At 52.7% G+C, this 14,150-nt stretch carries 7 protein-coding genes and 3 pseudogenes; 6 read left to right on the top strand and 4 right to left on the bottom strand.

Features of this window, described 5'->3' with window-relative positions:
* Nucleotides 1-99: 99 nt before the first annotated feature.
* The 5 genes and pseudogenes from C2U30_RS14430 to C2U30_RS14410 all read left to right on the top strand — a co-directional run.
* Nucleotides 100-1,587, top strand: coding sequence for an N-6 DNA methylase (locus C2U30_RS14430; RefSeq protein ID WP_103243988.1), 1,488 nt, complete (start codon nt 100-102; stop codon nt 1,585-1,587).
* Nucleotides 1,587-3,374 (top strand): restriction endonuclease subunit S, encoded by a 1,788-nt coding sequence (locus tag C2U30_RS14425; protein WP_103243987.1) that lies wholly within the window; start codon nt 1,587-1,589, stop codon nt 3,372-3,374. Before C2U30_RS14430 ends, C2U30_RS14425 begins: the two co-directional genes overlap by 1 nt.
* Nucleotides 3,375-3,471: 97 nt before the next feature.
* Nucleotides 3,472-5,355 (top strand): ATP-dependent nuclease, encoded by a 1,884-nt coding sequence (locus tag C2U30_RS14420; RefSeq protein ID WP_103243986.1) that lies wholly within the window; start codon nt 3,472-3,474, stop codon nt 5,353-5,355.
* Nucleotides 5,356-5,373: 18 nt separating this feature from the next.
* Nucleotides 5,374-6,354, top strand: a complete 981-nt coding sequence (locus C2U30_RS14415) for a hypothetical protein (RefSeq protein ID WP_103243985.1) — start codon at nt 5,374-5,376, stop codon at nt 6,352-6,354.
* Nucleotides 6,355-6,571: 217 nt separating this feature from the next.
* Nucleotides 6,572-7,276: pseudogene (locus C2U30_RS14410) on the top strand (IS1634-like element ISAs25 family transposase); the annotation flags it as partial.
* Between the two features lie 382 nt (nt 7,277-7,658).
* Here the strand turns inward: C2U30_RS14410 and C2U30_RS14405 are convergent.
* From C2U30_RS14405 to C2U30_RS14395, 3 genes and pseudogenes are all read right to left on the bottom strand, one after another.
* A pseudogene (locus C2U30_RS14405) lies at nt 7,659-8,042 on the bottom strand (transposase); the annotation flags it as partial.
* Between the two features lie 18 nt (nt 8,043-8,060).
* Entirely contained in the window at nt 8,061-9,674 is a 1,614-nt protein-coding gene (locus C2U30_RS14400) for an IS1634-like element ISAs25 family transposase (protein ID WP_010674210.1), read from the bottom strand.
* Between the two features lie 90 nt (nt 9,675-9,764).
* Nucleotides 9,765-10,391, bottom strand: a pseudogene (locus tag C2U30_RS14395) (IS110-like element IS4321 family transposase); the annotation flags it as partial.
* 205 nt (nt 10,392-10,596) lie between these two features.
* Here C2U30_RS14395 and C2U30_RS14390 point away from each other — a divergent pair.
* Nucleotides 10,597-11,169, top strand: coding sequence for a hypothetical protein (locus C2U30_RS14390; RefSeq protein WP_103243984.1), 573 nt, complete (start codon nt 10,597-10,599; stop codon nt 11,167-11,169).
* An 8-nt stretch (nt 11,170-11,177) separates the two neighbouring features.
* Here C2U30_RS14390 and C2U30_RS14385 read toward each other — a convergent pair whose 3' ends face one another.
* Entirely contained in the window at nt 11,178-14,138 is a 2,961-nt protein-coding gene (locus C2U30_RS14385; RefSeq protein WP_103243983.1) for a Tn3 family transposase, read from the bottom strand.
* Nucleotides 14,139-14,150: the final 12 nt, after the last annotated feature.

The following is a 14,150-nucleotide window of genomic DNA, read 5'->3' as shown; positions in this document are numbered from 1 at the left end:
ACAGTGCGGCCATGGCAATCATGGCCGCTTGTTTTATCGATCTTCCTGACGCATTCGCCCCTGTATTCGTCACCATTTTTGTAAAAAGCAGAGAACCCCATGTCATCCATCAGCTCAGTCATCAAATCCATTCAGGACATCATGCGCAAGGACGCTGGTATCGACGGCGATGCCCAGCGCCTCGGCCAGCTCTCCTGGCTGCTGTTTTTGAAAGTGTTCGACGCACAGGAAGAGGAGCTGGAGTTTGAGCAGGATAACTACCGCTGCCCCATCCCCGAGCGCTTCCTGTGGCGCAACTGGGCGGCCGATAGTGAAGGGCTGACCGGTGATGCCCTGCTCGATTTCGTCAACAACGATCTGTTCGACTCCTTAAAAAACCAGCCTGCCAATATCGATCTCAATCCCCGTGGCTATGTGGTGAAAGAGGCGTTCTCTGATGCCTTCAACTACATGAAAAACGGTACCCTGCTCAAGCAGGTGATCAACAAGCTCAACGAGATCGACTTTACCGACAGTAGCGAGCGCCACCTGTTTGGTGACATCTACGAGCAGATCCTGCGCGACCTGCAAAGCGCCGGTAACGCGGGCGAGTTCTACACCCCGCGCGCCGTCACCCGCTTTATGGTCAACCGCATCGACCCCAAGCTTGGCGAGCGGATCATGGACCCGGCCTGCGGCACTGGCGGCTTTCTCGCCTGCGCCTTCGACCATGTCAAAGAGCACTATGTCGAGACATCAAACGACCATCAGACCTTGCAGCAGCAGATCCTCGGGGTCGAGAAGAAGCAGTTGCCGCACCTCCTTTGCACCACCAATATGCTGCTCCACGGCATCGAGGTGCCGGTGCAGATCCGCCACGGCAACACCCTCGACAAACCGCTGTCGAGCTGGGATAGCGATATCGATGTGATCCTCACCAACCCGCCTTTTGGCGGCACCGAAGAGGATGGCATCGAGCAGAACTTCCCTGCCGACCTGCGCACCCGCGAAACCGCCGACCTGTTCCTGCAGCTCATCATCGAAGTCCTGAAAAGTGGTGGTCGCGCCGCCGTGGTGCTGCCCGATGGCACCCTGTTTGGCGAAGGGGTCAAAACCAAGATCAAGCAACTGCTCACTGCTGAGTGCAACCTGCACACCATAGTGCGGCTGCCCAACGGCGTGTTTGCCCCCTATACCGGCATCAAGACCAATATCCTCTTCTTCACCAAGGGCCAGCCCACCAAGGATGTCTGGTTCTACGAGCACCCCTATCCGGCTGGGGTGAAGAACTACAGCAAGACCAAGCCGATGAAGTTTGAGGAGTTCGAGGCAGAGATTGCCTGGTGGGGTGATGAGGCGGACGGCTTTGCCGCTCGGGTAGAGAACGAGCAAGCGTGGAAGGTCAGCATCGAGACCATTATCGAGCGTAACTTCAACCTCGATATCAAAAACCCCCACGTGGGTGAGCAGATAAGCCATGACCCTGACGAGCTGCTGGCGCGCTATGCCACAGAGCAGGCTGAAATCCAGAGCCTGCGTGACCAGCTAAAAGTCATTCTGGGCGACGCTTTGGGCAAAGGTGCGGCCAAGCAAGGGGGGCAGGCATAATGGCGATCGAGAATCTGATTACCGACCACCTGGATCTATGGACCGCGGCGGTGCGCCCCAAAAGCAGTGCCGGGCGAGGCAGCAATAGCAAGCTGGAACTCACCGGTATCAAAAAGCTGCGCGAGCTGATCCTGGAGTTGGCGGTGCGCGGTAAGCTGGTACCGCAAGACCCAAGCGATGAACCCACTTCTGTGCTGCTGGAGCGGATTGCGGTCGAAAAGGCACGGTTGGTCAAAGAGAAGAAGATCAAACAAGAGAAACCTCTGCCAGGAATAACGGAGGAAGAGAAATTATATGGAGTGCCTGACTCCTGGTGTTTCTGCCGATTAGGTGACATATGTCATGGAATTACGTCGGGCTCTACACCGCCAAAGGATAAATTTTCAGAGTCTGATGGTGTGCCATATCTTAAGGTATATAACATTAGGAATCAGCAGATTGATTTTGATTATCAACCACAGTTTATTGAAAAAGATTACAATGAATCTAAGCTAAAACGGTCCATGCTATATCCAGGTGATGTTGTAATGAACATTGTTGGTCCACCACTTGGCAAGGTAGCAATAATTCCAGATACTTATCCCGTCTGGAACTGTAACCAAGCTATAGTGTTTTTTAGACCTATAGATAGTCGCATTAACACCTATATATATACCTATTTGGTTACAGGACTCTTTCTACGCTCAATAGAACTGATCGGTACAGCAGGGCAAGATAATATTTCGGTCACAAAGAGCCGCCTTGTTGTATTGCCTGTGCCGCCACTAGCAGAACAGTATCGCATTGTTGCCAAAGTTGATGAACTGATGGCCCTCTGCGACCAGTTGGAGCAGCAAAGCGAGGCGCAACTGGCGGCGCACCAGACTCTGGTGGAAGCCCTGCTGGCGACCCTGACCGACAGCACCGACGCCGATGAGCTGGCCCAAAACTGGACGCGGCTAAGCACTCACTTCGATACCCTCTTTACCACCGAGGCCAGCATCGACGCCTTGAAACAGACCATCCTGCAACTGGCAGTGATGGGCAAGCTGGTACCGCAAGACCCCAGTGATGAGCCCGCCTCCGCTCTGCTGGAGCGTATCGCTGCCGAAAAGGCGCTGCTGGTCAAAGAGAAGAAAATCAAAAAAGAGAAACCTCAGCCTGTTATCAATGAAGATGAAAAGCCATTTGAGTTACCGCAGGGGTGGGTGTGGTGCCGACTAAATGACTTAGCATTGTCTTCAGAGGCAGGTTGGAGCCCACAATGCGAACCGACATCCCGAGAATACAACAAATGGGGGGTGTTAAAAGTTAGCGCGGTTACATGGGGGATATTTAAACCGGAAGAGAATAAAGAGCTGCCTGAATCTCTTGAGCCTAGACCTGAGTATGAAGTGAAACCTGGTGACTTTCTCATTTCCCGTGCAAATACAGCGGAGTTAGTTGCGAGAGCTGTTATTGTTCCTAATGATGCGCCGATTCATCTGATGATGAGTGATAAGATTATTAGATTTAAATTTTCTAAATTAGTAGAGCCTCATTTCGTTAACATGGTTAACAACAGTGTGTTTTCTAGAATTTACTATGCAAAGGTCGCTGGTGGAACAAGTAGTTCTATGAAGAATGTCTCTAGGAGCCAGATTCAAAATCTAGTTGTTGCACTTCCACCTAGATCTGAAGAACTAAAAATTATCGATAAAGTGAATGGATTGATGACTATCTGCGATCGACTTCAATCCCGCCTGCAAAGCAGTCAGCAGACTCAGCTAAAATTGACTGAGACTATTATTGAAAATTCAATGCGATAATGACTTGATTAAATTTTAAACTAGCAGGGTGGTTTTCAATTTTTTATGAGTAAACCACTCGCTTTTGTTGAATTGAAGTGAAGTGAAGTGAAGCTATATGAAATTAACTCAACTTTATGTAAGTGATTACAAGAACCTAAATGAATTCACATTAGACTTTTCAACACAGTCCTTCCTAGAAATGCTTGTGGGTAAAAATGGTTCTGGAAAATCAAATTTTATTGAGGCTCTTCTGGAGGTATTTCGTCATATATACCAGTATGACTGGGGAGAAAAGAGATATGAAGTGTATTTCTCATATAGAATTTGTTACGAGATTGATGGTGAAGGACAGGTTATAGAATATGATTTTCTAAATGAACAATTAAAAATCAATGGACGTGAAAGAGCAACGGTGGGAGGAACAAGAGTTCCTGAGCATATTTTAATCTACTATGCTGGGCATAACTCTGTTATTACAGAGCACTTAACCTCATTCGAAAAAAGATTCTCTGAGCGTCTTATTCGTGCAGATCAAGAGGATAGTAGGCCTTTTATTAACATAAACAAATCCTATAATGAATTATTGCTTACAGTCATGGCTATTCAGCCAGATATTTCAGAAGCAAAGCAGTATGTATTTGATAAGCTTTCGATTGAACAAGTTGATGATGCTATTAAATTAGAACTCAGTCGCCCTTATTATGCTAAAACAGCACATTATGATGTGCTGTCAGGTGATGATGAGGATGAAACAAAGTATTGGAGGTTAGCAGGGACAGCAAGAGATTTTCTCAATGAGCTAGATCTTCACTGTAAACATATACTTGTTGCGGGTGCTGGAATTCGAACAGAAGGATATTTGAATGAAAAAGAAACATATCAAAGATATTATTCGTTAAGTAATATCCGCGAACATTTTTCAGCACTTTCATCACATGATTTATTTCGTGCGTTTGACAATTTGAAAATGTTGGGGATGCTCAAGTCAATTTCATTGAAAATTAGACTGCGTGATAGAAGTGAAATGACTTCTAGGGGATTTAGTGATGGTCAATTTCAAGCCGTTTATTTATATTCGATTAGTGAGTTATTTAAAGATACAAATAGTATTACAGTAATGGATGAGCCAGACTCTTTCCTTCATCCTGAATGGCAGGCACAATGTTCATCCCAAATTCAGGATATTTCAACCCAAGCAGCAGCAAAAAATCACGTTCTTATGACCACGCATAGTGCGGTGACATTAATTAATGCCCCACAAGCAAGAATTAGATACTTCGAAGGAGGCGAAGGTCCGGTCAGAACATATACATTGCCAAAAAGGGAGTCAGTCCGGCGTCTTTGTCAAGGTGTGATAACATACACAGAGCAAGAGCAGATTCTGAGCATTTTAAATGCAATAAAAATCGAAAAGAAACCCGTATTATTCACAGAAGGAAACACAGACCAAGTTATAATTAAAACCGCTTGGTACAAGTTATATCCAGATACTGAGATGCCATTTATTCCATTTTATGCATTCAGTTGTTCCTATATCAATCAGTTGATAACTGACCTGCGTGTCCATACTGAGATGGATGGGCGAAAAATATTTGCGCTTTTTGATTTTGATGAAGCATACAATCAGTGGCATGGCTTAAATGGGAACGTTATATGCAATAACATATCTGCAGGGCTCGTAAAAAAATGGGATGGCGGTGAGTCATACGCAATAATGTTGCCTATTCCTAATCATGCTGATATTCAGAAGCAAGTATTTAAAGACGGGTCTTTAACTCAACATTATGAGGGGCTCTCATATTGTATGGTTGAGCATATTTTTTACGGCAGACCTGGTACTGAGGATTATTTTCTCCTTGAGAATGTACCTGGTGGGAAGTTGATTAAATTTCAAGGTAGTAAAACAAAATTTGCCGAAGATGTCATCCCCACCTTACCTGAAGAGAGCTTTGAAACCTTTCGGCCTATGTTCGATTGGATTCGCGCACAGTGCGCATAGTTACGATAGAGAAAAACAATGACCCTCTTTCATATCGCCAATCAACAACTGACCCCATTAACCCAAACCACCTTTGCCGCCGAAGGGCTGCAAGAGCGCCAGGATCTACAAGAGGCGTTAAAGCGCAATATCGCTGCCATCGCCCCCGATTGCCTGGTGATCGCCGACGAGTTCTCCGACTGGGAAGATAGCCGCCGCCGTATCGATCTGCTGGCCATCGACCGTAATGCCAATCTGGTGGTGATCGAGCTAAAGCGTGATGAAGTCGGCGCACATATGGAGCTGCAGGCACTGCGCTATGCCGCCATGATCGCCAACATGACCTTTGATAAAGCCTGTGAATACTTTGCGGCCTATATCGAGCAGGAAGAGTTACAAATTGATGCCCGCCAAACCCTGTTGGAATTCGTCGATCTGGATGAGAGCCAGCTCGATGATTTCGGCAACGAGGTGCGCATCGTGCTGGCGTCGGCTGACTTTGGCAAGGAGCTGACTACCTCGGTGCTGTGGCTTCGTGAAAAGGGCATCGATATCAGTTGCGTGCGGCTGACCCCGTTCAACTATCAGGGGGAGGTGCTGATCAATGCCGCGCAGATCATTCCGTTAGAAGAGGCGGAGGCCTACCAGATCCAGTTTCGTGAAAAGCGCGCCGAGCAACGGGCCAGCCAGCAAGGCACCAAAGACTACAGCAAGTACCGCTTCAACGGCGAAGTTTACAACAAACGCCATTTGGCATTGGCGGTCATCGCCCATTGGATTAAGGATTGCCAGCCTACTAGCCTTGCCAAAATCACCGAATATCTGTCGAAGTCGAAGCTGGCAAGAAAAGTAAAGCTGGTTGACCAGATCCCGGAAAACAACCGTGCCCGTTGGCATCGGGCTCATATTCAGCTTCCATCGGGTGAGCTGATCGCTATCTCTAATCAGTGGGGGAACGGAAATCTACCCAACTTGCTACAAGCCATGGAGCAACTGGGGTATCAGGTTGAAAAGATATAGCGATGCAAGGGGGCGTTGGGAGTTAGCGGGTCGTCCATCTTAAGATGACCAGGCATTCACATCTTCGACGAACAACCAACGCTGGCAGGCAAAAAACCATCAAACAACAACCCCGGCGTAAGTTGTAACCGTCATTCCGCACCTGATTTTGCTATTTTCAGTGCTTGACGGCGATCGGCCGTTCTGATCTATTACTCTCTTTTGCAGGTAGATCATCATGGCCGCACCCGCTATCTCGATCCGTAACCTCGATCACCTTGGTTTGGTCGCCGCACTCTGCCAGGAACTGGGCATTGCCCGCATGATCGATGCCTTGCTCCCCAAAACCCCGCCTTTCAAGGTCTCACATGGTGAAGCCTTGGTCGCCATGATAGTGAACGGCCTCGGCTTTCACAGCAGCACCCTGCACATGTTCCCGCAATTCTTCGCTAACAAGCCGGTTGAGCGCCTGATTGGCCCCGGGATCTGTGCTGATGACCTCAATGATGATGTGCTCGGTCGCTGTCTCGATGCCCTCTTTGAGGCCGATGTCAGCGCCTTGTATCAGGTGATGGCGGCGCAAGTTGTCGAGCGGCTGGGGCTCAAAAGCACCGCAGTGCACCTCGATATTACCAGCTTCCACGTCGATGGCGCCTATGACTGCGCCGATGGGGATCTGGTCGGTAAGCTGCAACTGGTGCGTGGTTATAGTCGTGATCACCGGCCAGAGCTGAATCAAGTGATCCTTGAGCTCATCTGTGAAAATCAGGCCGGCCTACCTGTCTATATGCAGGCCCTGAGCGGCAATAGTAATGACACCAAAGCCTTTGCCCAGACCGTTCGTCGCCATTTGAGCAGTCTCAAGGCCGCGCAGGAGTGCCGTTATCTGGTCGGCGATGCCGCACTGTACTGCGCCGATACCTTGCAATTACTGGCGCAACAGGGGGACGATAGAGAATTCGGAAAAAATCGTACGCTAAGCTTCGCGAGTTCTTGTAACCAATTCATTGTTTTTTCAATGGATGAAAGAAAATGGCGAAAGCTATTTGGGGCGAATAGGGAAAACGGAATCTATGGTCACTCCCGTTTTTGCAACACCGATTTTGACGACAAGTTGGCTTGCTTGAATCTATCCGGCGTCTGAATGGGATTTTATTCCCGCGCCTTGATGAGTTCCGCGCCTGATGAACCTCCAGAAAATATACGGCTTCAATGAGCCTTTCCGTTTTACAGGTTCCTCAACAGGCCGGTGGGCCGTTAGTATCATCAATATCAGTATTCGCAAAACCAGATCAGTAATTCTTTAAACCGGTGTATTTCTGCCGTTATGCTACATAAGTTTGCTGTCGTGCCGTTAGGGCCCAGGCTATTCTGGCCAGCTTGTTTGCCAGAGCACAAGTGACGACAAAGTTGCTTTTCCGGCACAGTAAATCCCTGACCCAATCGGCCAATTTTCCAGACTGGTGTTCCAGTTTTTGTATGAATACCCTGGCACATTGAACCAACAAAGTTCGGATCTTTTTATTACCTCGCTTACTAATTCCCAGCAATGTCGTCCTACCTCCCGTGCTGTACTGCCGAGGTACAAGCCCTGTTGCCGCCGCAAAGTCACGGCTGCTGGCGTACTGCTTCCCGTCGCCAATCTCAGTTGAAATAGTACTCGCTGTCAGTGTTCCGACGCAGGGAATGCTCAGCAAGCGCTGTCCAACCGACATTCCGCACCTGATTTAGGAATAAATTTGCCGATAGCGCTCACCCAATACCTCCAAAATGATCTGCTGGTCTCCTGTTAGCTCCGTTACTTGTGGCGGAGCTTCTCCCAGTCGATATTCATGGATGCCACCAAAGCGCAAAAAGATCCAACGGGCCGTCGGCTGCTGGGTCGGTTTCTTTTTCATATCCGCCACACTGCGATTCTGCTCCACTAATCCCTGCCGGATCCGGTGCTCCAACGCTGCGTAAATCATCAGGCTACAGGTCATCACCATGAGCAACGCTTCAATCCGCTCCGGCTTTTTCAGGTACAGTGAGGAGGTTAAAAACTCCGGGCTCTTGAGAAAACGAAAGCCCCGTTCGACATTCTGCTGCGCTTTATAGGTGGCCAAAAGTTCGGCCATGGTCAGCGTATCGCTGTGGTCATTGGTCGCCAGGATGAACACCCCGGTCTGGTTGCGGGCCTCTTCAACGCAAGCCAGGCTAGTTGCCGCCAACCCAGTGATTTGAAACTGATGGCCAATTGGCTCTTCGCCACGCTTGGGTCTGCCACGTCCTGTATAAACGGGTTCACCTACCACTTCGGCATCCAGTTGCAGCAGCATCAAGCTGGCGGTAAAACAGCTCAACTCAGCTTGGGCATCCGCCTCACAAGCAAAGCGTCGGGCACACAATTTGGCGAAGGCTTTGAGCTCGCGGGTACTGTCTTTGAGCAGGTTTTTGGCCAATGTCTGCTGCTCGCGGTGGCTGGCTTGTTCGCTGCGCACCAGCAACCAACGTTGCGCGACCCCGGCATAATTCGCGTGTTGCCAACGGCCATGATAGCCATTGCCCAGAGCGGTCAGCGGTTGTGCACCTATGGTTGCCACGGCCTGCTTTGCCTCATTGAGAGTGACGGGCACCCGGGTCACAAATAGTTGCTGCTGTTGCGCCAGTAATTGCAAGGTATCGGCGCAGTACAGTGCGGCATCGCCGACCAGATAACGGCACTCCTGCGCGGCCTTGAGACTGCTCAAATGGCGACGAACGGTCTGGGCAAAGGCTTTGGTGTCATTACTATTGCCGCTCAGGGCCTGCATATAGACAGGTAGGCCGGCCTGATTTTCACAGATGAGCTCAAGGATCACTTGATTCAGCTCTGGCCGGTGATCACGACTATAACCACGCACCAGTTGCAGCTTACCGACCAGATCCCCATCGGCACAGTCATAGGCGCCATCGACGTGGAAGCTGGTAATATCGAGGTGCACTGCGGTGCTTTTGAGCCCCAGCCGCTCGACAACTTGCGCCGCCATCACCTGATACAAGGCGCTGACATCGGCCTCAAAGAGGGCATCGAGACAGCGACCGAGCACATCATCATTGAGGTCATCAGCACAGATCCCGGGGCCAATCAGGCGCTCAACCGGCTTGTTAGCGAAGAATTGCGGGAACATGTGCAGGGTGCTGCTGTGAAAGCCGAGGCCGTTCACTATCATGGCGACCAAGGCTTCACCATGTGAGACCTTGAAAGGCGGGGTTTTGGGGAGCAAGGCATCGATCATGCGGGCAATGCCCAGTTCCTGGCAGAGTGCGGCGACCAAACCAAGGTGATCGAGGTTACGGATCGAGATAGCGGGTGCGGCCATGATGATCTACCTGCAAAAGAGAGTAATAGATCAGAACGGCCGATCGCCGTCAAGCACTGAAAATAGCAAAATCAGGTGCGGAATGACGGGTCCAACCTCATCTTCGTCCAACTTTCGTTTCAACTGGGATTCCAAATCTTTAATCTGCTCAACAAGATAGTGATAATGCTGTTGTAATTTCAGCAATAACTGGCTGAGGTAAAGAGGCAAACTATTGTCCTCAAGAATGGTACTCAGTCGGCTAATAACGGCAGCTCCTCGGGGAACGCTAATGCCAAATTCCAGCAGAAAAGCATGCATTTGATTGGTTGTTTTTACCTTATCCTGAACCAGGGATTCACGGACACGATGCAGAGCCCGCATTGCCTGCTGAGATTCCGTTCTGGGCTGCACAAAACGCATAGACGGACGCGATGCAGCTTCACAAATAGCTTCGGCGTCGACAAAGTCGTTTTTATTGCTTTTAACGAACGGGCGGACAAATTGTGGTGATATCAGCTTTGGGGAATGCCCCAACTCTTCCAACTTGCGTGCCATAAAGTGAGAACCGCCACAGGCTTCCATTGCGATGGTTGTAGCGGGGCATGTCGCCAAAAATTCGATCAACTTTGGCCGGGTAAATTTTTTACGGTAAACAGCCTTCCCGCGACGATCCTGGCAATGAATATGGAAAGAGTTTTTACCCAGATCGATACCAATGAGCGCAATGTTTTCCATGATAGTTCTCCGAATGAAAGCCTGTCCTCAGCATAGTACCGGGAAGGAGGGAGTGACCATCTCATTAAAAATCGGGCGCTAAGGCGATTTGGCCGACCATATCGCCCGCAAACCATTCCGCGCGGCCGACTTGCAAACGCCCTGAGTCCATGCTGTATAGTCGTCATTTATGACCGGGGGCGGTCTTTGCTTGGAAAGATAAAAGATGTCGAACGCGCAGCTGATGGCAGTAGTCGAGGTAGACAAAGAAGATCGGATAATTTGTCAGCGCGACGGCTGTGGCCACAGCGTGTACAAACGCATCCACATCGTGCGGGAGAACGGGCGCTTCACCGTTCTCGGCTCCGAGTGCTTCAAGCTCCTATACGGCTCCGATGACACCGGGGCGGTGCCCCTTTATGGATCAAGCGCTGGCCAGCTTCTTACCGACGCCGAGCGTCAGGTGCTAATCGATAATACTGACCGCTTCATTGCAATGCTTGAAGCGCAGCGGCTTCAACTGGAACATGCCCGAGCCCTGGATTTACGCGCTAGACAAGAAGAACAGCGCGAGCGCGAGGAAGCTGCCCGAATTATCAGAGGCGCGTCGGATGCGCTGCGTGACGAAGAACGCAATGCTCAGTCGCTTGCCCTGGAAAACTGCCGCCGGCAATACCCAGGGCTCAATCTGGCCACACCAGGCTGGCAGGGCTTGGTTTATTTAGAGAAGCTAAGAATCTTGCGTGAGGGTCGTGGGAATCGATTCACGCAGCCGCGAACTGAATCCTCCCTCTTCTAGATTATTTCCTACTCTTGGGGCTTACGCAGCTCCCTGAACCCGCCTTCGGCTATACGCTGCTGGCGCCACACATAGTCCCCGGTCAGGTTGATGTGCTCCCAGCCCAGCGGCGACAAAAATTGCAGCATGCCGTCGTCGGGCAACTTGCCTTTCTCACGCAAGGCCTGCGTCGCCCGCTCCAGGTAGACCGTATTCCACAGTACGATTGCGGCCGTCACCAAATTGAGGCCGCTGGCGCGGTACCGCTGCAGCTCGAACGACCTGTCGCGGATCTCGCCCAGCCGGTGGATGAATACCGCCCTGGCCAGCGCATTGCGCGCCTCCCCCTTGTTCAATCCGGCGTGCACGCGCCGGCGCAGCTCGACGTTCTGAAGCCAGTCCAGGATAAACAGCGTGCGCTCGATCCGCCCCAGCTCGCGCAGCGCGATCGCCAGGCCGTTCTGGCGCGGGTAGCTGCCTAGCTTGCGCAGCATGAGCGACGCGGTGACGGTGCCGTGCTTGATCGAGGCGGCCAATCGCAGCACGTCGTCCCAGTGTGCGCGCAGGTGCTTGATGTTCAAGCTGCCGCCGATCATCGAGCGCAAGGCCGGGTGATCGCCCACCTTGCCCGGCACGTACAGCTTGGTGTCGCCCAGATCGCGGATGCGCGGCGCGAAGCGGAAACCCAGCAGGTGCATCAGCGCGAACACGTGGTCGGTGAAGCCGGCGGTGTCGGTGTAGTGCTCCTCGATGCGAAGGTCCGATTCGTGGTACAGCAGGCCGTCGAGCACATAGGTCGAGTCGCGCACGCCGACGTTGACCACCTTGGTGCTGAACGGCGCGTACTGGTCGGAAATATGGGTGTAGAACAGCTTGCCGGGCTCGGCGCCGTACTTGGGGTTGATGTGGCCCGTGCTCTCGGCCCGGCCGCCCGCGCGGAAGCGCTGGCCGTCCGACGACGACGTTGTGCCGTCGCCCCAGTGCGCAGCGAAGGTGTGCTTGAACTGGGCGTTGATCAGTTCAGCCAGGCCGGCCGAATAGGTTTCGTCCCGGATGTGCCAGGCCTGCAACCAGGACAGTTTCGCGTAAGTGGCGCCGGGACTCGATTCCGCCATCTTGGTCAGGCCGAGGTTGATGGCGTCGGCCAGGATCGCGGACATGAGGAACGTCCGGTCCTTGGCCTGCTCCCCGCTCTTGAGATGGACAAAGTGGCGCGTGAAACCGGTCCAGTCGTCCACGTCCATCAGCAGTTCGGTGATCTTGATCCGAGGAAGCATGCCGCTGGCGAAGTCAATCAGCGCCTGGGCCTCGTCCGGCACCACCGCGTCCTGTGGGCTGATCCTCAGTCCTGTCTCAGTAATGATCGCATCGGGCAGTTCGTTCGTCAGCGCGAGCCGGTTGACGGTGACCAGCTGCTGTTCGAGCAAGAGCAAGCGGTCGTGCAGGTACTGGTCGCAGTCCTGGTTGACCGCGATCGGCAGCTCGCGCGCTGATTTCATCGCCCCGAACTTTTCCGTGGGTAGCAGGTATTCCTCGAAGTCGCGGAACTGGCGCGAACCCTGCACCCAGATGTCCCCCGACCGCAGCGAATTCTTCAGCTCCGACAAGACGCAAATCTCGTAGAAACGGCGGTCAAGACCTTCGTCGGTGATGACCAGCGGCTTCCACCGCGCCTTCACGAATGCGATCGGCGCGTCGTCCGGCACCTTGCGCGTCCCGGTCATGTTCATCTCGCGCAGGACGTCGATCGCGTCCAGAACCGCTTGCGCCGCCGGCGCAGCTTTAAGCCGAAGCACGTCCAGAAACTCGGGCGAATAGCGCCGCAGGGTGCTGTACTGCTCGCCCACCAGGTGCAGGTGGTCGAACGTTTCGGGCTGGGCCAGTTCTGCCGCCTCGGTCACGCTTTGAGTGAAGTCTGTCCACGGCAGCACGGCCTCGATCGCGGCATACGGGTCCCTGCCGGATTCCTTGGCCTCGACCAGCGCGCGCCCGATTCGGCTGTACAGGCGCACCTTGTCGTTTATGGCCTTGCCCTGCTTCTGGAAGTCCTGCTGATGCTTGTTCTTGGCTGCGCTGAACAGCTTGATCATAATGCGGTCATGTAGATCGACCAGTTCGTCCGTCACGGTGGCCATGCCCTCGATGGCCAGCGCCGCCAGCGTGGCATAGCGCCGCTCGTCCTCGAACTTGGTCAGGTCGCGCGGCGTCATCTGCGCGCCCTCGCGGGCCATCTTCAGCAGCCGGTTCTGGTGGATCTGGTGGCCAAGCCCTTCCGGCAGGGCCAGCGACTGGAACACCTTGAGCCGTTCGATGTGTTCGCGCATGTAGCGGGAATTGGGTTTGAGCGGCGACTGGCGCAGCCATACCAGCCAGGTAATGCTCATGTCGGGCGCCACATTGAGCAGGTTGTCCAGGGAGCGCCTGTGGTGACGTTCCAACGGCTCAATCAGCGTGCGATAAATTCGCCGGTTCGCCCTCGTCACAGCCTCGGCGCAGGCCCGTTCGATGACGGTCAGCGTCGGCAGGATGATGCGCTTCTGGCGCAGTGTTTCGAGGGAATGCGCGGCGAGGATCATTGCCTTGTCGGTCTGCATGGCGAGGTCGGCCAGGCAGTGCACCAGCTTGCGGAAATCCGGCAAGCCGAACACGGACAGCCCCAGGTAGGCGCGTAACTCATGCAGGTGCTCGTTGCGCGTTTTTTCGCGCTCGCCATATTCCGGCCAGGCGCCGGCGTCGCTGCGCACCTGCTTGGCAATCCAATGGATCACCGGATCTGGCAGCCTAGTGTCGCTGGCCAGCGCCTGGCCAGGGTAGCGCAGCAAGCACATCTGAACCGCGAAGCCGAGGCGATTGGCGGCGCCCCGGCGCTGCCGGATCAACGCCAGGTCGGCATCCGTGAAACTGTATTGCTGGATTAGGTCATCCTGACTTTCTGGCAACACCAGCAGGCTGTCGCGTTCGGTATCAGAGAGGAGTGAGCGGCGCGGCATTCGATCGGACCC

The sequence above is a fragment of the Aeromonas sp. ASNIH5 genome, from assembly GCF_002902865.1.
Taxonomy (GTDB): Bacteria; Pseudomonadota; Gammaproteobacteria; order Enterobacterales; family Aeromonadaceae; genus Aeromonas; species Aeromonas caviae.
Note: the sequence above shows the minus strand (reverse complement) of the source record. Positions and strands in the feature narration are given on the sequence as shown.

Excerpts from the sequence above, each read along its gene's own strand:
- C2U30_RS14430 (WP_103243988.1), top strand. The coding sequence starts at position 100 with ATGTCATCCATCAGCTCAGTCATCAAATCCATTCAGGACATCATGCGC.
- C2U30_RS14425 (WP_103243987.1), top strand. The coding sequence starts at position 1,587 with ATGGCGATCGAGAATCTGATTACCGACCACCTGGATCTATGGACCGCG.
- C2U30_RS14420 (WP_103243986.1), top strand. The coding sequence starts at position 3,472 with ATGAAATTAACTCAACTTTATGTAAGTGATTACAAGAACCTAAATGAA.
- C2U30_RS14415 (WP_103243985.1), top strand. The coding sequence starts at position 5,374 with ATGACCCTCTTTCATATCGCCAATCAACAACTGACCCCATTAACCCAA.
- C2U30_RS14400 (WP_010674210.1), bottom strand. The coding sequence starts at position 9,674 with ATGGCCGCACCCGCTATCTCGATCCGTAACCTCGATCACCTTGGTTTG.
- C2U30_RS14390 (WP_103243984.1), top strand. The coding sequence starts at position 10,597 with ATGTCGAACGCGCAGCTGATGGCAGTAGTCGAGGTAGACAAAGAAGAT.
- C2U30_RS14385 (WP_103243983.1), bottom strand. The coding sequence starts at position 14,138 with ATGCCGCGCCGCTCACTCCTCTCTGATACCGAACGCGACAGCCTGCTG.